Origin of the sequence: Flagellimonas flava, from assembly GCF_900129665.1 — a bacterium.
Lineage (GTDB): Bacteria > Bacteroidota > Bacteroidia > Flavobacteriales > Flavobacteriaceae > Flagellimonas > Flagellimonas flava.
Genome location: NZ_FQWL01000004.1, coordinates 235,007 through 256,383, shown reverse-complemented (window position 1 = coordinate 256,383; position 21,377 = coordinate 235,007). Strand labels below are relative to the sequence as shown.

Annotated in this window: 21 protein-coding genes; 12 read left to right on the top strand and 9 right to left on the bottom strand. The window is 42.7% G+C overall.

What is annotated here, in order from left to right:
- Position 1: 1 nt before the first annotated feature.
- From BUC10_RS13670 to BUC10_RS13660, 3 genes are read right to left on the bottom strand one after another with little or no spacing between them, the layout of a single operon-like run.
- On the bottom strand, positions 2–751 hold the full coding sequence (locus tag BUC10_RS13670; protein WP_073180616.1) for a Na(+)-translocating NADH-quinone reductase subunit C: 750 nt from the start codon (positions 749–751) through the stop codon (positions 2–4).
- Between the two features lie 2 nt (positions 752–753).
- The gene (locus BUC10_RS13665; RefSeq protein ID WP_073180613.1) at positions 754–2,025 is read right to left on the bottom strand and encodes an NADH:ubiquinone reductase (Na(+)-transporting) subunit B; all 1,272 of its coding nucleotides are present in this window, start codon (positions 2,023–2,025) and stop codon (positions 754–756) included.
- Between the two features lies 1 nt (position 2,026).
- Positions 2,027–3,379 carry a Na(+)-translocating NADH-quinone reductase subunit A gene (locus BUC10_RS13660; RefSeq protein WP_073180680.1) on the bottom strand — a complete coding sequence of 451 codons (1,353 nt, stop codon included), beginning with the start codon at positions 3,377–3,379 and terminating at the stop codon, positions 2,027–2,029.
- A 153-nt stretch (positions 3,380–3,532) separates the two neighbouring features.
- Here BUC10_RS13660 and BUC10_RS13655 point away from each other — a divergent pair, with 153 nt between their 5' ends.
- The 9 genes from BUC10_RS13655 to BUC10_RS18030 all read left to right on the top strand — a co-directional run bounded on the left by BUC10_RS13655 (position 3,533) and on the right by BUC10_RS18030 (position 12,046).
- Positions 3,533–4,777, top strand: coding sequence for a type IX secretion system plug protein (locus BUC10_RS13655; RefSeq protein WP_073180611.1), 1,245 nt, complete (start codon positions 3,533–3,535; stop codon positions 4,775–4,777).
- Positions 4,778–4,807: 30 nt separating this feature from the next.
- Positions 4,808–6,010: a DUF3667 domain-containing protein gene (locus BUC10_RS13650; RefSeq protein WP_073180609.1), complete on the top strand. Its 1,203-nt coding sequence runs from the start codon at positions 4,808–4,810 to the stop codon at positions 6,008–6,010.
- A 4-nt stretch (positions 6,011–6,014) separates the two neighbouring features.
- Positions 6,015–6,401 (top strand): Co2+/Mg2+ efflux protein ApaG, encoded by a 387-nt coding sequence (gene apaG, locus BUC10_RS13645; RefSeq protein ID WP_073180607.1) that lies wholly within the window; start codon positions 6,015–6,017, stop codon positions 6,399–6,401.
- Between the two features lie 56 nt (positions 6,402–6,457).
- A complete protein-coding gene (locus BUC10_RS13640) occupies positions 6,458–6,820 on the top strand; it encodes a four helix bundle protein (RefSeq protein ID WP_073180605.1) in 363 nt (120 codons plus the stop codon).
- A 76-nt stretch (positions 6,821–6,896) separates the two neighbouring features.
- Positions 6,897–8,525, top strand: a complete 1,629-nt coding sequence (gene pruA / locus BUC10_RS13635; protein ID WP_073180603.1) for an L-glutamate gamma-semialdehyde dehydrogenase — start codon at positions 6,897–6,899, stop codon at positions 8,523–8,525.
- Positions 8,526–8,607: 82 nt separating this feature from the next.
- Positions 8,608–9,576 (top strand): GlxA family transcriptional regulator, encoded by a 969-nt coding sequence (locus BUC10_RS13630; RefSeq protein WP_073180601.1) that lies wholly within the window; start codon positions 8,608–8,610, stop codon positions 9,574–9,576.
- An 82-nt stretch (positions 9,577–9,658) separates the two neighbouring features.
- A complete protein-coding gene (locus BUC10_RS13625; protein ID WP_222843729.1) occupies positions 9,659–10,696 on the top strand; it encodes a DJ-1/PfpI family protein in 1,038 nt (345 codons plus the stop codon).
- Between the two features lie 179 nt (positions 10,697–10,875).
- Positions 10,876–11,829, top strand: coding sequence for a T9SS type A sorting domain-containing protein (locus BUC10_RS13620; RefSeq protein WP_131819083.1), 954 nt, complete (start codon positions 10,876–10,878; stop codon positions 11,827–11,829).
- Positions 11,830–11,923: 94 nt separating this feature from the next.
- On the top strand, positions 11,924–12,046 hold the full coding sequence (locus tag BUC10_RS18030) for a hypothetical protein (RefSeq protein WP_262493204.1): 123 nt from the start codon (positions 11,924–11,926) through the stop codon (positions 12,044–12,046).
- 5 nt (positions 12,047–12,051) lie between these two features.
- On the opposite strand, the gene rsmG is transcribed toward BUC10_RS18030, so the two are convergent.
- Positions 12,052–12,681, bottom strand: coding sequence for a 16S rRNA (guanine(527)-N(7))-methyltransferase RsmG (gene rsmG, locus BUC10_RS13615; RefSeq protein ID WP_073180595.1), 630 nt, complete (start codon positions 12,679–12,681; stop codon positions 12,052–12,054).
- 109 nt (positions 12,682–12,790) lie between these two features.
- On the opposite strand from rsmG, the gene BUC10_RS13610 reads away from it, so the two are divergent.
- Both BUC10_RS13610 and BUC10_RS13605 read left to right on the top strand, forming a co-directional pair.
- Positions 12,791–13,894: a fatty acid desaturase family protein gene (locus tag BUC10_RS13610; protein ID WP_073180593.1), complete on the top strand. Its 1,104-nt coding sequence runs from the start codon at positions 12,791–12,793 to the stop codon at positions 13,892–13,894.
- Positions 13,895–13,907: 13 nt separating this feature from the next.
- Positions 13,908–15,101 carry a pyridoxal phosphate-dependent aminotransferase gene (locus BUC10_RS13605; RefSeq protein ID WP_073180591.1) on the top strand — a complete coding sequence of 398 codons (1,194 nt, stop codon included), beginning with the start codon at positions 13,908–13,910 and terminating at the stop codon, positions 15,099–15,101.
- Positions 15,102–15,114: 13 nt separating this feature from the next.
- Here BUC10_RS13605 and BUC10_RS13600 read toward each other — a convergent pair whose 3' ends face one another.
- Genes BUC10_RS13600 through trkA form a run of 5 tightly spaced genes read right to left on the bottom strand, consistent with a single transcriptional unit; the run spans position 15,115 to position 20,450 of the window.
- Positions 15,115–16,179, bottom strand: coding sequence for a proline racemase family protein (locus tag BUC10_RS13600; protein ID WP_073180589.1), 1,065 nt, complete (start codon positions 16,177–16,179; stop codon positions 15,115–15,117).
- Positions 16,176–17,132: a bifunctional Delta(1)-pyrroline-2-carboxylate/Delta(1)-piperideine-2-carboxylate reductase gene (gene lhpI / locus BUC10_RS13595; protein WP_073180587.1), complete on the bottom strand. Its 957-nt coding sequence runs from the start codon at positions 17,130–17,132 to the stop codon at positions 16,176–16,178. Before lhpI ends, BUC10_RS13600 begins: the two co-directional genes overlap by 4 nt.
- Positions 17,133–17,146: 14 nt before the next feature.
- Positions 17,147–17,578, bottom strand: coding sequence for a YybH family protein (locus BUC10_RS13590; RefSeq protein ID WP_073180585.1), 432 nt, complete (start codon positions 17,576–17,578; stop codon positions 17,147–17,149).
- Positions 17,579–17,610: 32 nt separating this feature from the next.
- A complete protein-coding gene (locus BUC10_RS13585) occupies positions 17,611–19,101 on the bottom strand; it encodes a TrkH family potassium uptake protein (protein ID WP_073180583.1) in 1,491 nt (496 codons plus the stop codon).
- Positions 19,101–20,450, bottom strand: coding sequence for a Trk system potassium transporter TrkA (trkA, locus tag BUC10_RS13580; RefSeq protein ID WP_073180581.1), 1,350 nt, complete (start codon positions 20,448–20,450; stop codon positions 19,101–19,103). The genes BUC10_RS13585 and trkA overlap by 1 nt, the downstream gene beginning before the upstream one ends.
- Positions 20,451–20,647: 197 nt before the next feature.
- Between trkA and ubiE the strand changes: the two genes are divergently transcribed.
- Positions 20,648–21,376 carry a bifunctional demethylmenaquinone methyltransferase/2-methoxy-6-polyprenyl-1,4-benzoquinol methylase UbiE gene (ubiE, locus tag BUC10_RS13575; RefSeq protein WP_073180678.1) on the top strand — a complete coding sequence of 243 codons (729 nt, stop codon included), beginning with the start codon at positions 20,648–20,650 and terminating at the stop codon, positions 21,374–21,376.
- Position 21,377: the final 1 nt, after the last annotated feature.

Below are 21,377 nucleotides of genomic sequence, written 5' to 3'. Positions count from 1 at the left end.
ATTACTTGGTTCTAATTGTTTCTAAATAAGGTTTGTATAACTTCAGGGTCTCCTTGATCATTGCCGTCACCCCGTTTCCTGTGATGGTAGCTCCTGCGAGGGCATCCACCTCGTTATCTTCTTTGTCGTTGTTCAAGGGATCGTTGTTGCCTTTCACAACAGAAATTCCGGCATATCGGTTTCCGTCCAACACAGATTCCCCTACAAAATCGTCCATGAAATAGCGCAACTTGATATTGGCTCCCAAACCAGGAGTTTCTCCTTTATGATCAAACACCACACCTTGAACCACCATATCCTTATCCAAAGAAATGAAACCCCAAATGGCGTCCCAAAGTCCTTTACCGTACATTGGAATGATGTAGTATTCTTTCCCTTCCTTTTCTCCAATAAACAAAGGCAACTCTGCCTCATCACCATTTTTGATGAGATTCAGTTGTTTTTTCATATCGATCAAGTAGGCCTCTTCCTTTTCGGTTCCTTCAGTACCTACAACGACCAATTGTTTCTTGATGTACTTCCCAAACTCTTCCTCCACAACATTGGTTGGGATGAAGTTAACGCTTCCAGCTCCTTCATTTTGGTTCACACCCATGGCATATAGGATGTTCTGCTGTTTTTCAAAGCGTTCATTCTCATCGATTCTAGGTCGTAATCCCGAGGCCAAGAATGCCAAAAGGGAACCTACGATAACTACCATTACGGCAGCAAAAATGACAGTGTAGCTGTTTTTTTCCGTATTCATTGCCATACCTAAACTGTTTCCGTTTTTAATGCTTCAGCCCCCTCTGTTACCTTTGGATAGATGGTGGCGTTTTTCAAACGTTTCATTCTTCTCTTGATGTTTCCACGAACCACATAGTGATCAATGGTAGGTGCAAATACATTCATCAGCAGAATGGCCAAGAAGACCCCTTCCGGGTATCCCGGATTGAACACCCGTATCATTACGGACATAAATCCGATCAAAAATCCATAAATCCATTTCCCTCTATTGGTCTGCGAACCCGTCACCGGATCGGTGGCCATAAAGACAATACCGAAGGCTAGACCTCCCACCAATAAATGCTGCCAATATTCGAAGCTCATTAAGCTGTAGAACTTGCTATATTCAGGAATCCATTCGGCAGCAACAATACCATTAAAGATAAGTCCCATGGCCAAAGACCCCAACACTGCGCTCAGCATAATCCTCCAGGAAGCGATTTTTGAGAAAATCAGGAACAAACCGCCCAATAGAATCAAAAATGTAGAAGTCTCACCAACAGAGCCTGGGATAAATCCGAAGAACATATCGGCCAAGTCATATTTTTGGGCCATTTCCGCCGTATTGCCCTGCGCCAAATACCCCAATACCGTTTCTCCAGAAATGGCATCCGTTGAGCCCGCTTTGGTTACACCGTCCACAGCACCGTGCACCCATACCTTGTCACCACTCATCCAGGTTGGATAAGCAAAAAACAAGAAAGCTCTTATTGTAAGGGCCGGATTCAATATATTCATTCCCGTACCCCCGAAAACCTCTTTACCAATGACCACTCCGAAGATTACGGCGATGGCCAACATCCATAGCGGTGTGTCCACAGGGACGATCAAGGGCACCAACATTCCGGTGACCAAATATCCCTCCTCTACTTCATGTCCTTTTATTACCGCAAAAACAAATTCAACGGCCAATCCGATACCATAAGAAACCACGACCAATGGTAAAATCGTTGCGGCCCCGATCAAAAAGTTATCCCAGGTCAAGAAGTGCTCCATGATGGAAAAGTCTGCTGGGAATCCATTTATAGCGGCATATTGCTGATATCCGGCATTGAACATCCCAAAAATCAAACAGGGCACCAAAGACATGATAACCGTGTTCATGGTTCGCTTTAAATCATCAGCACCTCTCACATGGGACCCGGAATGGGTTGTCTCATTGGGTGCGTATAAAAACGTATGAATGGCGTTGAAGGCAGGGGCCATCTTTTTCCCCTGGTATTTTAGTTTGGTTTGATGTAATTTTTCTTTCAATCCCATATTATCCAATTTCTTGATGTAATAAATCCAATCCTTCCCTGATAATCTGTTGGTGCGGCTGCTTGGAAATACAAATAAACTCTGTTAGCGAAAAGTCCTCTGGAGCCACCTCATATAATCCCAGTTGTTCCATTTCATCCAAATCCTTAACCATACAAGCTTTTAAAAGCTGCAAGGGGTAAATATCCATTGGGAAGACCTGTTCGTATTGCCCGGTAACCACAAAAGCTCTATGCTCTCCGTTGGTATTGGTAGTGAGGTCGTATTTCTTTTTAGGCTGCATCCAAGAAAAGGTCAATGCCCTAGTAGTTGAAACCTTATTGAAAATAGGTTTGTTCCATCCAAAAAACTCATAATCATCCCCTTCCGGAATTGCGGTAACCGTATTGTTGTAAAAACCAAGATATCCTTCTGGATGTGACTTTGCCCCGGTAAGGACATCGCCATTAATCAATCTGTAGTTATCTTGATGTACTCCACTTGCATATAGGAAGGTAGAAATCTCTGCACCTATTTTGGTTGTGTAGTATTTAGGTGCCTTCACAACGGATCCCGTAAGTGCAATCGTACGCTCTGCGTTGAACTTCCCTGTAAGCAAAAGCTCTCCGATGATGATTAGGTCTTGTGGAGCAATGGTCCAAACCACCTCTCCCTTATTTATTGGGTCTATTTTGTTGATTTGTGTCCCCACCAGACCGGCCGGATGTGGACCGGATACCTTATGTAAGGTAATCCCCTGCATCTTTTCCAAGGGTGAGTTGTCCGATTTACCAACTGAGACATGTACTTTCCCTGGAGTAAGCTTGCCTAAAGCCGTAATCGCAGCTTGAAGCTCTGCTTCTTTTCCCTGCAACACATAATCCGACTCGGCTGCCAAAGGAGCTGTAGTATAGCCCGAAATAAAAATGGCCTTGGGTGTTGACTCAGGATTTGCTATGATATCATAAGGTCTTTGTTTCACGAAAGGCCAAACTCCCGATTTCAACAAAAACGCCTTTAAGCTTTCGGCGTCCATAGCAGCTAAATCCAATGGACCGTGCGCTACATATTCCTGAGTTTTGTCAGCCAAAATCTTGAGCGTGAGTATTCGTCTTCTAGCACCTCGAACAATTTCAACCAATTCACCACTTACCGGGGACACAAATAGCATGTCCTCCTGGCTTTTGTTGAAAAATAGTGGTTCCCCTGCCTTGACCTCAGCACCTTGCTTGACCAACATTTTAGGGGTTATTCCGTGAAAATCGTCTAGGTTTAGGGCATATACGTTACTTAAAACGGCTTTGGAAGTAGTCTGTTCTGCTGCCCCGACAAGGTTGATGTTCAACCCTTTCTTAATCCGGATGTCTTTAGACATATTGTTGTAGACCTTAGTGTTATCAAAAATCGCAGGCAAATTTAGCATTAAAAGGGTAGTTTTCATAATAATTGACCATAAAAATGGGATTACATCGAGCTAAATTTGTACGGCATACATTTTGTTTACCTTTACCCAAAATTTAGGCACTTTATGCGCTTATTGATCAAACATTTTTTCTGTTTCTTCATGGTTTCAGGGCTTCTTGCCCAAGTACAGGAAGAAGTCAACCCTCCATCCAATATTAAAACCATTGTTTTCCGTGGACCCACAGAGGACCAATTTCCGGTTATGAAGCTCGGCGAGTCCATGACCTTGGAGTTTGATGACCTTACCGCAAGTGAACAGGATTACTACTATAAAATCATCCATTGCGATTACGATTGGACACCTTCCCAGCTGCTGAAATCCCAATACCTTGTAGGAGCGGACAATCAACGTATTATCGACTACGAGAACAGTTATAACACCTTACAGCCTTATTCCAACTACAGATTGACCATTCCCAATCAGAACGTTGGCTTAAAGGTAAGCGGGAATTACCTTATTGAAATCTACAATATGCATGGAGAACTCCAGTTCTCCAGAAGATTTGTTGTGTATAGGGACCTAGTGAGGGTTGGAGGTACCATAAAGCGATCTAGGGACTTCAACTATCTTAACGAAAAACAGGTTGTGCAGTTTAGGATCAACACAGCAGGTTTTCCTGTGGTGAACCCGAAAAGGGAAGTAAAAGTGGCCATTCTGCAAAACCACTTCTGGCCAACGGCCCTGTACAACATAAAACCTCAATTTACCATAGGCACGGAACTCGTATATAAATATGATCAGGAAACCAGTTTTTTCGGGGGAAACGAATTTCTAAACTTCGACACCAAGGATTTGAGGTCGCCTACCTTTGCCATTTCCAAGGTGGAATTTAAAGACCTATATAACCATTATTTATTCACAAACGAGTATCGCTACGACCAAACCTATACCTATTTCCCGGATATCAATGGAGATTTTGTGGTTAGAACCCTTCAAGGTGAAGATGTTTCCCGCGAGGCAGAATACTCTAAAGTCCATTTTAGCCTCCCGTATTCCAATGAAATTGGATTGGACAAAGTCTATGTTTTTGGAAAGTTCAACAACTATGCCCTTGAAGATGAAAATCAAATGACCTTCAATGAGGAAACAGGAAAAATGGAGGTCACTTTCCCAATTAAACAGGGCTTTTACAACTACAAGTACGTCCTAGAGCGTCAAGATGGCAGCGTAGAGCTCAACCACATTGGGGGAAACTTTCATTTTACAGAAAACAACTATCTAATACTGGTGTACTACCGCGATTTTGGTGATATGTACGATAGCATTATCGGAATAGGGTCTGTCAACTCCAGAAATATCAGCAATTAATTATCTTTAGCCCATAACCTCCATCAGGAAATGGGAAACAAACCAAGCTTAATTTCCAAAGGGCGATACGAGCTGAAATTTAGGGGCAACAAATGTTTGAACTGCGAACACCCTCTTGACATCAGTGATAAATACTGCCCCAATTGCTCGCAGGCCAATAGCACCAAAAAGTTGGTTCTAAAAGATTTTTGGGACGAATTTTTTTCAAGTCTCATCAATTACGATTCCAAGTTGTTGAAGACCCTTTATGCCATGCTGCTAAGGCCAGGAACTATTACAAAACACTACGTGGAGGGAAAAAGGATTACCTACACCAATCCGTTTCGGTTTCTTCTGAGCCTTGCCTTTCTTTATCTTCTGTTATTCTCCTATAACAACAATTTCAGCAATTGGGACAAGGCTGCCGAAAAATTAAAACCAAACATGACCTCGGACAACCCCATTTCTTTGGATTTGGTTTCTGGAGGTGTTTTAGGGGATAGCACCAAAATTAAAGAACAAGTTTCCCAAAGCCTAAAGGAAATGGACTCTATGGGACTTACCGACGTCCCGGCCTCAAAACAGATTCAATACTTAGATTCTTTAGGTGTATTCAATGGCCAATTCGTTGAGAACGAAGCAAGGAAAGATTCCATTATGCTGGCCGACCCAAAAACGTATTTCAAAAAACTAAAAAACAAATCTGGTGTTGGCGGCCTGGTATCAAAAATGGAATTCTTCTCCAATATGATCCAACGCGACTCCCTGACCAATTATGAAGAGGCCCAGCGGGAATACGGGGTAGATGGCGCGCTTTCCTCAAGAATCGCTTATAGCTCAACAAGCAGTTTGTTGAGGGTAATCAAAGAGCCCGGAAGTTTTGTAAATGCCACCATCGCCAAGTTGCCATTCGTTATATTCTTCTTCCTCCCCTTGTTCACGGTCTTCATTTGGATGGTATACATCAGGAAAAAATATACCTACACCGATCATCTGATCTTTAGTTTTCACAACCAGTCATTATTATTTATCTTGCTCATCCTTAGCCTAATAATAGATTCGATTTTCAAGACGTCAAGTGCGGCTATTTTTTTACTGATCTTCAGTTTCTATCTGTACAAGGCCATGAGAAGATTCTATGGGCAGGGACGATTTAAAACAATTGTCAAATACATCTTTCTGAACACTATATTTGCCTTCTTGGCGCTTTTTGTGCTGATTGGACTGTTCACCGGAAGTGTTTTTACGTATTAGGATTATGTTCACTCAGATCACAAAAGGAATAAAGGTATCGGTGCAAACCTCTTTTGAAGGCACGTTTTTCAAAAACTACAAAATGCACTATGCTTTTGGCTATACCATCACTATTGAAAATCAGAGCAAGGACGCTGTGCAATTAACCGCACGTCATTGGGATATTTTTGATGCCTTGAAAGAAATGGAAACCGTGGACGGGGAAGGTGTTGTTGGAAAGAAACCGGTAATTAAGCCCGGAAAATCCCACACCTATAGCTCTGGCTGCCTTTTGACTTCTCCTATAGGAGCCATGAGGGGGCATTATGAAATGGTAAATTTCAGCTCCACGGAAGAGTTTGAAGTGGAAATTCCCACCTTTAAATTTTCAGCTCCGTTTGCCATCAATTAATTATTGATTAATTTATGTTATTATTAATTATTGACCCCGCCTAAATTGCGGTCAGCATGGCGCGCTATGTTTCTTTTGAGGAATTGGAATGTTGGCAGAAATGTTGCAAGGTCAGATTATGGACCCAAGCTTTTATTCAAAAAAGCATTGATCCAAAAGATTTCGATATGGTCCAAAATCTAAGAAGAGCGGCTCGCTCCACCACCCGTAACATAGCTGAGGAGTTTGGCAGGTTTCATTACAAAGAAAATATACAGTTCTGCAGAATAAGTAGGGGCTCCCTTTTTGAAATCAAAGATGACCTCATTACCTGTTTAGATGAAAAAAAGATATCTGAAGAAGAAATTGAAAAAGGTAAAAAACTTGTCGACAATGTTATCTATTCCCTAAACGGATATATAAAATATCTTCGTTCGTAGACAAATAATTTATAATCAAATAATCGTCTTTTCTTTACTACCTTTGGTGGAATTTTTAACTCGTAAAATCTCCACTATGGGAAAAGGTTTTTTTCAGGTTCCAACAGCATATAATGAACCTATTAAAAGTTATGCTCCTGGCACTCCTGAAAGGGAAGAAGTGCTGCAACAGTATGATGCCTATTACAACGGAAAGGTCGAAGTTCCTTTGTATGTAGGTGCTGAAGAAATCAAGACCGGGAACACCCAAACCATGTCACCCCCGCACCAGCATGCGCATGTGGTGGGGTCCTACCATTTGGCCGAAAAAAAACATGTGGAAAAAGCCATCGCCAATGGATTGGAAGCCAGGGGAAAATGGGCCAATCTTACTTGGGAACAGCGGGCAGCCATTTTCTTAAAAGCGGCAGACCTAGTTGCCGGTCCTTACCGCGCTAAAATCAATGCGGCCACTATGATTGCGCAATCCAAAACCATTCATCAAGCCGAAATTGATGCGGCCTGCGAGTTCATTGATTTTCTTCGTTTCAATGTGGAATACATGTCTCAAATCTATTCTGAACAACCAGAGTCTGCAGATGGTATCTGGAACAGGGTAGAATACAGACCGTTGGAAGGTTTTGTATATGCCATCACCCCTTTCAATTTTACCGCAATAGCAGGAAATCTTCCAGCCAGTGCGGCCATGATGGGCAATGTGGTCATTTGGAAGCCAAGTGATAGCCAAGTATTCTCCGCCAAAGTAATCATGGATGTCTTTAAGGAAGCTGGACTTCCTGATGGAGTTATCAATATGGTGATGGGAGATCCCATAATGGTAACAGAAACTGTATTGGCCCATCCAGATTTCTCTGGACTTCACTTTACCGGCTCAACATTTGTATTCAAAGAATTATGGAAACAGATCGGAAACAATATCCACTCCTACAAAACCTATCCTAGGATAGTTGGGGAAACGGGTGGCAAGGATTTTATCTTGGCACATCCATCAGCGAAACCCGCCCAGGTGGCGACAGCCATTGTCAGAGGCGCATTTGAGTTCCAGGGACAGAAATGTAGTGCCGCCTCCAGGGTTTACCTGCCAAAATCAACGGCAGACGAAATTCTTGGTTTGGTAAAGGCCGACGTTGACTCCTTTAACAAACCAGGTTCGCCAGCAGATATGAGCAATTTTATCACTGCTGTAATCCATGAAGGGTCTTTTGATAAATTGGCAAAATACATTGATCAGGCCAAAGCAGATGATAATGCCGAAATCATTGCCGGTGGAGGTTACGACAAATCCAAGGGATACTTTATAGAGCCAACTGTTATTTTGACCCAAGACCCAAAATACACCACCATGTGTACGGAACTTTTTGGTCCCGTGGTCACCGTCTATGTTTATGAGGACGCAGATTGGGGCAAGACCCTGGAGTTAGTGGATGGCACATCCGAATACGCCTTAACCGGAGCAGTCTTGTCAACTGACCGATATGCCATTGACGAAGCTACCAAAGCATTGCAAAATTGTGCTGGAAACTTCTACATAAATGATAAACCGACCGGAGCTGTTGTGGGCCAACAGCCCTTTGGTGGAGCGAGAGCTTCTGGAACCAATGACAAAGCAGGTTCTGCCCAAAACCTGTTGCGCTGGGTCTCTCCAAGATTGATTAAAGAGACTTTTGTGACTCCTGAAGATTATAGGTACCCCTTTTTAGGTTAGAAGATTTTACAATTTAAGCATGGCCGTTATCCACCACTAATTGGATAACGGCTATTTTTGTGGTGTTGGAATTTAAATCGGGATGCTAAACGACACTTCATACAAAGCTTTTTTTCTAATTCCACCTGAGGTGCAACTACTGGACTTTGCCGGTCCTGCCCATTTGTTTTATGAAGCTAACGAATATGGTGCATCCATCACAACGCATTACCTCAGTCTATCCCAAACCAAAGAAGAAGTTACCTGTACCGGTGTAAGTCTGGGAAATCTGGATTCCTATTCCTCGCACGAATTGGGTCTACATGATCTGTTGTTCATCCCGGGATTGGAGTCCCATCTCTTTTTAGCCGAGGGTTATACCGATGAAATAGCCGAGTTCCTTGAATGGCTCAACAGACAGAATCAAAATGGGGCCCGAATATGTTCGGTTTGCACAGGGGCATACCTCGTAGCCTTTTCAGGCCTCCTGGATCATAAAAATTGTACCACCCACTGGAAATATTTGGAGGATTTTCAAAATCGATTTCCCTCTACCAAATTATTGTCAGACCGACTTATTGTAAAAGACGGCACGCTTTATTCCAGTGCAGGGGTCTCCTCAGGAATAGATTTGGCCCTATTCATCCTGGAAGAGCTTTTTGGGCCAGTATTTGCCACAAAAATTGCAAAAGCAGTGGTGATTTACCTACGACGCACTGAAAGTGATCCCCAATTAAGCGTTTTTCTTCAGTATAGAAACCATATGGACAATAGGGTACATCAAGTCCAGGATGCTCTGGCTCAAAATCTGGGTAGAAAGGTAAAGATTGAGGAATTAGCCGAAAATGTTCATATGAGCCCTAGAAACCTCACAAGACTATTTAAGAAAGTAACTGGCATAACTGTTGGTCTTTATCTTGAAAAACTCAGGGTAGAACGGGCCATCCAGCTTTTAACCAGCGGCTCAAAAGTTAGCACCGTTTCCAACGCTTGTGGGCTACGAAGCAGTAATCAGCTAAGAAGTCTGCTAAAAAAGCACACTAGGTCGTTACCTTCCAAATGGCAGGTTTAGATGTCCTTATCCTGCGTACAAATGTCCTTTTAAACTTTTGGATTTGGCTGTAGTTTTGATGTATCATCAAATCAAAAAAACAATGAAACAGTCACTTTTAATCCTAGCCCTTTTGTTATTCTTTTCCAATGGGACTGCCCAGGATGCACAAATTCCGTCATCCAAATATGTATGTCCTCCATGCGACCTCCCATGTGATGAAGACGAACATGACGAACCGGGCAAATGTTCCTATTGCAATATGACTTTAATTAAAAAAGATGAGGTTAAAACCGTTGCCTTTTATCTACAAGACCGCGTAGAAGTACTGGATTTTGCCGGCCCCATGGAAGTCCTGGCCTATGCTGGCTTCAACGTATTCACGGTTTCTGCCACCGAAGACCCTATCAAGTCACAAGGAATACTAAAAGTTCTACCGGATTATACTATAGAGAACGCGCCGAAAGCAGATATTCTGGCCTTTTTTGGAGGTAACGCCTCATCAGCGGCCAAAAATGAGAAGGTTATCGAGTGGGTGCAAAATCAGGAGAATGTGGAATACTATTTTTCCGTTTGTACCGGAGCATTTATTCTTGCGGAAGCCGGAATCTTGGATGGGAAGACAGCCACCACTTTTCATAATTCCTTGGACAATCTACAAGAACAGTACCCCAAGATCAATGTCAAAAAGAATGTCCGTTTTGTGGACAACGGCCAAGTTGTGACCACAGCTGGGATTTCAGCAGGGATTGATGGTGCCCTCCATTTGGTCGCAAAACTTCGTGGACTAAACGAGGCCAAGCGCATTGCCTTTACCATGGAGTATGACAATTGGCGATTGGGCAACGGACTTATTTTAACTAAGGACAATCCATACCATCGGGTCAAACCGATTCCTGAATTAACGGCTTATGAAGGAATTTATGAATATAAGGATGGGAGCGAAATTGATGTTAAACTTAACGGCAGGGATGGAGGACTTTATGCAATAATTAAAGAAATTCCTTACCCCATCTACCATGAAAATGAGGATGTGTTTTCAGATATAGGAAATGACCCCATTTATTTTAAGAGGAATGAGTCCGGTGCGATAATCGGGTATACCTTGTCCCAAGAAGGTACTTTGTACAAGAGGCTGTAAGCTAAATCAACGCTTTTTATTTTAGTTGGGGTAAGAAGGCATACAAAAGCAGGACCTTCCAGGTTCATTGTAAACCTTTAAAACCTCCATCCATAGATCCAAGTCGAGCATTCGTCAGATCAAGGTCTCTCTATTATAGGTTAAACGGTACTTTCAAGCCTTCATATCAAGATTGTATCTTGAAAAGTACCATTATGACTGCCCAAATCCAAATTACCGCCCTTTTGATCCTTTGCACTTTCTGTTCCTACGGACAATGTGCCAATTGTAACAATACAACCAATACGATAACCTATTCAGGTAATGGATCTTTTACCACTTCCAAAAGTCAGGCATATTTTTGGGAAATCTGCTCTGGAGAGGCTGTTATTGTTGGTTCCAACACAAATAAAACCGTCAACATACAATGCAACGGCTCCCAAGATTTTAAATTGAAAGTGACTAAATTTCAAAATGGGCAATGTACCGAGGCATGCTTTGTTTCTACCTGTAAGGCTGGTATGGTAGATGAAATTCCCACGGACCCCGGGGAAAGTGAAGGGAATGAGGAAGGAAATGGTATGGATGATGGCTCCCAAGGTTTTGGAACTTGCCCCAATGTCAACGGACTCCTGGTATCCAATGAAGGCGGTGGAGGTGTATGTACCACCGCTATGGTATCTGTGGAAGATGTACCAAATGCAGATCATTACAGCTGGACATGGGCCTTGGGCGGATATTCCGGAACCTTACAAACACAAGGAAATATGGCATCTATTTACTTCCCCGAAGGCAACTGGAGCAACTATTACCTCTCCATTTGCGTGGAAGTTGCCGTGAAGAACAATGGTTCCTGCTCCAAAATATGCAAGAGTTATTTATTGGAATGTGGGAATAATAATCCATCTCAGTATCAGAAAACCATGCTGTATCCCAATCCTTCCAAAAACAAGGTCTTTATAGAAAAGTCAAATTCCCACCGCAAGATTGAAAAAATAGAGGTCAGGAACATAAATGGCACTATAGTTCAATGTTTGCGGTCCGACCTTGATGGATCTGTAGACCTAACCGAACAAGAAAAAGGAATCTATCTACTAACAATGTATTATAAAGACGGGAAATTGGAAACTAAAAAAGTCATCAAACTACCTTAAATAGCAGCCTCGACACAATAATTTCCAATTTTCAATGTTAATTAATTGTAAACTTAATGTAAATTTTATAATTTAGCATCTAAATCCACATGATATGGAAAAGCGCATACGGTCATGGATTACCAAGACAAGCATCAGAATTGATGAGCTGTGGATATATGCAAAAAACTATTCCAGAAAGTGTAGGCATGTATACTACACCATGAGAAACATTTAATGTTTTTAGGATTTTCTAGGCAGATACACCACCTTTTTTGTTTCAAAAAACTCTTCGTCAAAGTAGTTATTCAGGTCGAAAATTTCAACTGTGGAGTAATCTTTTAACTCTTCGGATAAATCGCCTCCTTTTAAATACAGAATACCGTTTTTTCTTTGGTGCTCCGCTTCACGTTTAATTTTGCCCTTGGTCCAGCGAACAAAGGTTGGCATGGCCGCAACTGCTCTACTGACAATAAAGTCGAATTGTCCATTTATGTCTTCAACCCTGGAATGATAGGCCTTTACATTTTGCAGCTGTAGCCCGTCCACCACTTCTTGAACCACCTTTATCTTCTTTCCAATGGCATCTACCAGGGTAAACTCCACCTCCGGGAACAGGATGGCCAACGGAATACCTGGAAAACCACCACCAGTGCCCACATCCAAAATCTCTGCACCGGGATTGAACTGCTGAATCTTGGCGATTCCCAAGGAATGTAGTACATGACGGAGATATAACTCATCAATATCCTTTCTGGATACCACATTAATTTTAGTGTTCCAATCCTGATAAAGTGCCTCCAAGGCCCTAAAATGCCCTTGCTGTTGGGTGGTGAGTGTCGTAAAATATTTAAAAACCAGATCTGCTTGCATCGACCAACTGTTAATTTCGCCAAAATTAATACTTTTAGGCACCTAAATATCGTTTACAAAAGAAGGTAGTGCTTAGGTCAATTGGCTACCTTTGTAAAAAATACATTTTATGGATAAGGATACCATCCGGTTTTCAAGAAAAGATTCAGCACAATTTTTTAGAACACTGAATAAAAGGGTAAACCAATATTTTAGTGAAAACAGCATAAAAAAAACCGGTAATTGGAAACTTCACTTGAAGACCATTGTGATGTTTGCCATCTTTTTAACCCCATACTTTTTAATGCTCACCCTAAACCTTCCCTTCTGGGGATATGTTCTGTTGTCCATCACCATGGGTGTTGGAATGGCCGGAGTTGGGATGAACGTGATGCACGACGGTAATCACGGTTCGTATTCCACTAAAAAGTGGGTAAACAAGTTAATGGGGAGCAGTATCTACATCCTTGCCGGAAACGTTTACAATTGGCAGGTACAGCACAATGTGCTCCATCATACCTTTACCAACATCCATGAGCACGACGAGGACATGGAGGCTGGTCGTATCCTACGCTTTTCCAAACATGCAGAGTGGCAAAAACACCATAGGTTCCAGCACTATTATTCCATTTTCCTATACGGACTCTTGACTTTTAATTGGGCCATTACCACGGATTTCCAGCAAATGTACCGCTACATGAAAAGGAAACTATCCTATGGAAAGCTTCCAAATCCGGTCATCAACTGGAGCACCTTGGTCATTACCAAGGTCATATACATTACCATTTGGATTGTATTGCCTTTGATTTTTGTTGAAATCCCATGGTGGCAGGTACTGCTTGGTTTCTTTATTATGCATTATGTTGCAGGCGTTATCTTAAGTGTCGTTTTCCAATTGGCTCATATTGTGGATGATGCGGAAACCCCACTTCCCGATGAGAGTGGCACCATGAAAAACACTTGGGCCATCCACCAATTGTTGACCACGGTTAACTTCGGCACAAAAAATAGGATTGTAAACTGGTTTACGGGAGGATTGAACCATCAGGTAGAACATCATATCTTTCCGAACATTAGCCATATTCATTACACAAAAATCTCCAAGATTGTGAAACAGACGGCCAAGGAATTTAATTTGCCGTACAATGAATATAAAACTACACGAAAAGCTATAATTTCGCACTTCAAACATTTAAAGGAACTGGGTAAAAACCCGGCACTTCAGTACCAGTAAAATAGCAACACTAATGAGCAACCAACTTTCTGAAAGGATTAATAGTTTAGTTCCTTCGGCTACTCTTGAAATGGCTGCAAAGGCCCGAGAGTTAAGGGCGGCAGGCAAAGACATTATCGGCTTAAGTTTGGGAGAGCCCGATTTCAACACTCCGGACTACATAAAGGAGGCGGCCATACAAGCCATTAATGACGGTTACAATTCCTATACCCCGGTAGACGGTTATCTGGAACTTAAGGATGCCATTATCACAAAATATAAGCGCGACAACAATCTAAACTATGATCGATCTCAGATTGTGGTCTCCACAGGTGCGAAACAAGCACTTTATAATGTGGCCCAAGCTTGCTTGGACAAAGGTGATGAAGTTATCTTGCCGTGCCCATACTGGGTAAGCTACAGTGATATTGTTAAACTGGCAGATGGTGTCCCAGTGGAGGTTGCTACGTCCATAGACAACGACTTTAAAATGACCCCAAAGCAGTTGGAAGCTGCCATTACACCCAAAACCAAGATGCTCTGGTACAGTTCTCCCTGCAACCCCAGCGGTTCCATTTATAGTAAGGAGGAGTTGAGAGGCTTAGCGGATGTTTTGCAAAAATACCCACAGATCATTGTTGTAAGCGATGAGATTTACGAACATATCAACTACGGAGTGACGCCTCATGCGTCCATGGCAGCTTTTGAGGACATGTATAACAGAACTGTTACCGTAAACGGAGTAGCCAAAGCCTTTGCCATGACGGGTTGGCGAATTGGATATATTGGCGCTCCCACCTATATCGCCCGAGCTTGCAACAAGCTCCAAGGTCAGGTGACCAGCGGTGCCAATTGTATTGCCCAACGCGCGGTTATCACCGCTTTACTGGAATCCCCAGACCGGGTGCAGTACATGGTGGACGAATTCGAAAATCGGCGAAAACTTATTTTGGAGCTTTTGAACGCTATTCCTGGTTTCAAATGCAATGAGCCTCAAGGGGCTTTTTATGTGTATCCGGATGTAACTGCCTACTTTGGAAAGACTTTGCAAGGAAAGAAAATCAACAATGCTTCAGATTTTGCGATGTATTTGTTGGAAGAAGCCAATGTAGCCACAGTAACCGGGGATGCCTTCGGAAACGGAAACAGCATTCGTATATCCTATGCCGCTAGCGTTGATGAAATCAAGGAAGCCATTTCAAGAATTTCAGCAGCAGTAAGCAGTTAGATTGTAGCTGTACTTATCTTAAGATAAATCCATTTTTCATTGGGTCTTTTGGGTCAATCACAAAGGTGTGATGTCCCGTTATATGTGCCGTTCCAGCCACCTGGGGGACAACGGCTTTAAATGGCCCAAAATCCAATTCTTGTACCACACTTCCCTTAAACTGGGAATCGGTAATGCTCTCAATAATCATGGATTCACCCAGTACTATCTCCCCTCGTTTCCAATGAATGGCCATACGTCCCGAAACTCCAGATCCAGTAGGACATCGGTCCACCTCCCCTTCCGCGAAAACGCATACGTTTCTGCTGTCAGCCCCATCATGCTCCGATTTATCAATAAATATGGTTCCGTATAAAAAGCTTAAATCCTCCTCATAAGGGTGCACCACTTCGGCATCCTGTTTCATGACCGCCTGCTTTATTCCCATCCCAACATCAATTAAGGTTTGATAGGATTGGGGCAACAAATCCATATTGAAATCATTCTTTTGCAGGTCAACATAGGCATAAAAAGCTCCTCCATAGGCCAAATCGTACGTAATCTCACCCAAACCATCCACCAGAACTTTCCGATCTAATCCCACCACAAAACTTGGTACACAATTGAAGCGAACCCCTTCTACCTCCCCATTTTTAATATCGATAAAGGCATTAATCCTCCCACAGGGAGCATCAATCTTCAAGGTATTTTCTCCTTCTGATACGACTATCCATTCCATTTGGACCGCCAAAGTGGAAATAGCAATTATAGCATGTCCACACATAGTACTATAGCCTTCATTATGCAAAAACAAAATCCCAAAATCCGCCCCATCGTCATTAGGCGGAACCAAAATGCAGCCGTACATATCAGCATGCCCCCTTGGCTCAAACATAAGTGCAGTTCGTAACTCATCATGATTTGCCTTGCAATACCTACGATATTCCAAAACCGAACTTCCCTTCAGTTCGGGAAATCCATCCAAAATAACACGTAACGGCTCCCCGCCCGTATGCATGTCTATTGTTCTGATTTGCAGCCAATCCTTTTGAACTTTAAGCGACTTTTGTTGCTGGATCTTTGTATAGGTTGATTTCATTTGCGATATTTCGAATAGTAATATTTGGCGGCTACCAAGTCCTCAAGTGCATGCCCTACAGACTTAAAAAGGGTAATCTCTTCATTGCTTTTCCTCCCACTAACGGCAGCAGAGCACATATTGAACAGATCTCCTTGTATATCCGATGATTCGATTACATTTTCTTGAATTGGTATTGCAATATCACCGCTTTCCTCCAATCCACTTTCCAATGAGTCCAAGTAAATTGATGCCCTGGCCATAACAGCGTTGTCCGACTCACGCATATTAGGCTTAAAGGCCCCAACCAAATCAATATGCTGACCAGGCACCAGCATGTCTCCATGTATCAGGGGTTTTGCGGATAAGGTTGCACAGGAGACGATATCTACTCCGGAAATTTTCTCCTCAATCGTGGAAACGGGTATTACATTAAAATTTTTGTTAGTCAGCTCCTTGGCTATCATTTCAGCCTTCCCAAGATTTCGACCCCACACAAATACCTGTTCAATTGGTCTCACCGTACCATGTGCTCTAATCAGATTTACGGATAATGCTCCAGTACCAATCATCAACATGGAGGAAGCATCGGTTCTGGACAGGAATGAGGATGCCAAAGCAGAAGTAGCCGCCGTCCGCTTTGCGGTTAAGCTCTTTGCCTCCATTACTGCCCTCAAAACACCGGTAGTGGCATCTAGATACAAATAGCTCCCTTGTATCGCCGGTAAACCGAGGTCGCCGTTTCCAGGATTGACGGTTACTACTTTCACTCCAGCTTCTTTCCCCGGGTTCCAAGCAGGCATCATCAATAGGGTACTTTCCTTATTGGTTTTAGGATTTGGAAAGTTATGGTGTGAGCGCTGGGGAATTACATACTCCCTTGTGGCAAAACCTTCACGAAGTAATTCAACCAACTCCCCAAAGTTGGTTTCTTGCTCTATAAAGTCAGCATTTATTTGAATGGATTGTTCCATGTAACTTGTAAGGGTCAGCAGGACATATCAGCAACAATCTTCCATGCTCCGTTGATTTTTTTTAGGACGATCAGAAATACACCATTTGCATCCCCAGCCTTCCTTTTAAGATGATACTGCCCCATCACATGATAAGAATTGGACTCTATTTTGGTGATGTCATCAATCGTGAAGTTCAATCTCCCAGTTTCATCCGGTGTGGGATATCTTTTTTTGTATCCCTCCAAGGTTTTTTCCCATCCCAAGGTAAGACCTCTTGCACCGTAAAACTTTAGTGAATCGCTTTTCCAGTATGTCTGCATGAAGCCCTCTAGGTCATGGTTGGACCAAGCCCTTTCCTGTTCCCGCATCAATTGGACAATTTCAGCCTTGTCCTCCTGTTCCCAAGCTGTGCAGGCTAGAAGCAAAATACCCAGCGCAACAACGAGTAAAATAGTTTTCTTCATTCGAATCCGAGTTGATGGATTTGAATGGTAAGCTACGTTTTTTTCCAGAAATATGGAGTAAGGATGATCAAAACCGTAAACAGCTCAAGTCTCCCCAGCAGCATTAAAAAGCCACACCACCATTTCCCTAAATTTGGAAGACCATTGTAATTGCTTACTGGATTCAAACTGCCCAATGCCGGCCCAACATTGCCCAAAGAGGAGGCAGAACCCCCAATGGCAGAAACAAAGTCAAGTCCTAAAAATCCAAGCACCAGTGAACCGATAATAAAAAGTAGCATGTAGAGCACAAAAAAGGCTATTATGTTGTAGACGATATGCTCTGTCACCGTTTTTTCGTTATAACGAACGGGAATCACCGCATTGGTATGCAGGGTTCGCTTAAACTCCAACAATCCATTTTTAATGATCAACAGGTGTCGCATTACTTTGATACCGCCCGCGGTGGAACCGGCAGAACCTCCCAAAAACATCAATCCGAAGAAGAAAACGGTTAGGAAAGGCGTCCAACTGGTAAAATCAGCAGTGACAAATCCTGTCGTAGTTACAATGGCCACTACCTGAAACAGGGTATGTCTAAAAGCACTTTCCGCTTCACCCCAAACCATGGGGTGAAAATTGGAAACGGCTACATCTGCCCTTAGATATACCACAAGAAATGCGGTGAGGGTGAAAAGCACTATAAAAATGGAATAATACTTAAATTCCTCGTCCTTTAAAATTCGTTGCACCTTGCCGGTGAAAGCGAAATAGCTCAATACGAAATTGCTACCGGCCAAAAACATGAACAAAATGGTGATATACTGAATCAAAGGTTGATTGTTCCAATAAGCCAAACTAGCATTCTTTGTAGAGAAACCTCCCGTGGAAAGGGTGGCCAAGGAATGGTTCATTGCATCGAAAAGTGACATTCCGGCCAACTTGAGCAAAATGGTTTCAGCGACCGTATACCCAAAATAGATAAGCCATAAACGCTTTGCCGTATCTGTAATTCTAGGGTGTAATTTGTCGCCCACAGGTCCTGGAGCTTCAGCAGCGAACAACTGCATCCCCCCTATTCCCAAAAGCGGTAAAATGGCAATAGCCAAAACAATTATCCCCATACCCCCAATCCAGTGGGTAAGACTTCGCCAAAACAAGATTCCGGCAGGGAGGGCTTCAATGTCATCCAATATGGATGCTCCAGTTGTTGTATACCCAGAAATCGTTTCGAAAAAAGCATCGGTGATATTGGGAATGGCCCCGGAGAATATGTAGGGCAAGGTTCCGGACATGGACATAATGATCCAGCCAAAAGTCACTACAATATACCCTTCCTTTCGTTTGACTTCTTTTTTATGGCCTCTGGTATAGAACATGGCCATCACCCCAAAAAGCATGGTAACAATGGCCGCTAAGGTAATATCCAGTGTCGCCCCGTCTTTGTAAATACCGCTAACAAAGGCTGCCAGCAGCATAAACGAACCATTGCACAGTAGCAACAGCCCCATGATATGTACAATGATTCTGGTGTTAAGGCCCATTATAAGAAGAGCTTTTCTATTCGTGGAATCGCTTTGGGCAAGCAACAGACCACAACCCTATCGCCTTCCAGGATTTTGAAGTCCCCAAGGGCAATAATGCCCTTTCCGTCCCGTATAACACCTCCAATACTTGCCTCTCTTGGGAAATTCAGCTCTCTAATGATTTCACCGTTTACCAAGGAGGTAGCTTTTACCTCAAACTCAAGAATTTCTGCATTTAGGTTGTTCAAACGGGTTAGGGCCAATACTTCTCCCCTACGGATATATCTAAATATATTGTTGGCCGCCAAAAGTTTTTTGTTGATCAAGGTATCCACGCCAATAGAATGGGATAATTGAAAGTAATCCATGTTTTCCACCATGGCGATGGTCTTCTTTATTTTTTTCGATTTGGCCACCAAGCAGGACATAATGTTTGTCTCTGAATTTCCGGTTACCGCGATAAAGGCATCCATGGAATCCAAACTTTCCTCATCCAAAAGCTCCACATTTCTACCATCACCATTAATTACCAGCGCATGGGGAAGATCATCTGCAATGTCAAAGGCCTTTTCCTTGTCTTTTTCAATAAGTTTTACGTTAAACTTTTTGGTGCACAGGTCCCTAGCTGTCTTAAACCCAACTTTACTCCCTCCAAGGATCATTACATTTTTAATCTCCTTCTTCTGCATCCCGGTCAGTTTATAGAGCTCATCCACCCCTTCATTGGTAGTAATGAAATAGACCTGATCCCCCTCCTTAAAAACCGTATCCCCTCGGGGAATTAACGTAAACTGGGTTCCCATGCGTTGCAAAGCGATGGGCATAAAGTGCAACTCAGGAAAAATCTTAGCCGCTTCCTTCACCATATTCCCAACAAAGGGAGCCGATTTTGGAAGAAATACTCCGATCATGGTGAGCAACCCACCTTCAAATTCATAGGTGTCGTTGAATGCAGATTGGTTTAAAAGGAGCTGGATTTCCGTTGCTGCCAATTTCTCTGGTGAAATCAACTCATCGATACCTAACTCATCAAATTTGATAAGTTCCCGATTGTCCATGAACTCCGTGTTGGATATTCGAGCAATGGTTCGCTTGCAGCCGAGTTGCTTGGCCAACATGCAAAGGGTCAGGTTTGTGGTTTCCGATGCGGTTACACCAATCACCAATTCCGAACTCTCCACCTTGGCGTCCATTAGCACTTCTATAGAAGTAGCATCGCCTCGCAGCACCCTTATATCCAAGTGATTATCTGCATAGGTCAAACTTTCCTTGTCTGTATCTATCAACGTGATATCCTGTGCTTCATAGGACAATAGTTTTGCCAAATGAAAGCCTACCTCACCTGCTCCAGCAATAATTATCTTCATCGATTAGAATAAGATGTTGTTAAATAAATTCAATTTGTGTTTTACAAAGGGTAAAAAAAGAATAGAAACTTCGGTCCAAAAGACACATATATAACATGATACGGGAAAGCCTTCCCTAATTGTTGGGCAAAATTACACAATTATTTTTGTAAGCCTCCCATAGGGCTATGTTGTATATTTGCCAGCAAATTTTGCAGATGTCCGAAAAAGTCAAACCTTATAAGCGCTCCGATCTTGGAAAAAAGGAACAAGTGACCCAAATGTTCGATACCATTTCCAAGAATTATGACCGACTGAACAGGGTCATTTCCTTTGGAGTAGACGTGAAGTGGCGCAAACGTGTGGTTTCCCTATTAAAGAAGAAATCCCCAAAAGCCATTTTGGACATTGCCACAGGTACGGGGGACCTGGCCATTGCACTTGTGGCCACGGGAGCCGAAAAAATAATTGGACTGGATATTTCACCTGGAATGTTGGAAGTGGGCACCGAAAAGGTAACCAGCAAAAAGTTACAGGAAACCATTAAAATGGTTGTGGGCGACAGCGAAAATCTTTCTTTTGAGGACAACACCTTTGACGCAGTCACAGTGGCCTTTGGGGTGCGAAACTTTGAAAATTTGGAGAAGGGTCTTAGCGAAATCCTCCGGGTACTAAAACCTGGCGGCAATTTGGTCATCCTAGAAACTTCGGTTCCATCAAAAACACCATTTAAACAGGGGTACCGACTTTACACAAAATACATTCTTACTGGAATAGGCAAAGTTTTCTCCAAGGACCGGAATGCCTACGGATATTTGAGCGAATCCGCATCTGTTTTCCCACATGGTCAGGAATTCAACAATATTTTGGCCAAAATTGGGTTTATAGGAATAGAGAACATGCCCCAGACATTTGGGGTGGCATCTATTTATGTCGCTACAAAATAAT